We start from the raw sequence: 392 nt of genomic DNA on the forward strand, positions 1-392 counted from the left end.
GGAGAAGTACGCGCAGTCGGAGGAGGAGGGCGACCGCTGGTACGAGGACCCGGACCACAACCGCCGCCCGCCCGAACTGCTGCCGCGCGACGAGGTCGCCCGTGCCATCAACTCCGAGGTGAAGGCGGGCCGCGGCTCACCGCACGGTGGAGTGTTCCTGGATGTGTCGACCCGGATGCCCGCAGAGACGATCCGGCGGAGGCTGCCCTCGATGTACCACCAGTTCAAGGAGCTGGCGGATGTCGACATCACGGCGGAGGCGATGGAGGTCGGCCCGACCTGCCACTACGTGATGGGCGGAATCGCCGTCGACTCGGACACTGCGGCGGCCGTCGCCGTGCCCGGTCTGTTCGCCGCGGGCGAGGTCGCGGGCGGCATGCACGGCTCCAACC

At 70.4% G+C, this 392-nt stretch carries 1 protein-coding gene; it reads left to right on the forward strand.

The window, feature by feature from the left end; all coding sequences use genetic code 11:
- The coding region (locus AC1DUE_RS20595; protein WP_477041258.1) for an FAD-binding protein at positions 1 to 392 on the forward strand (392 nt) is incomplete at both ends.

Source organism: Cellulomonas sp. P4_A2, assembly GCF_056402515.1.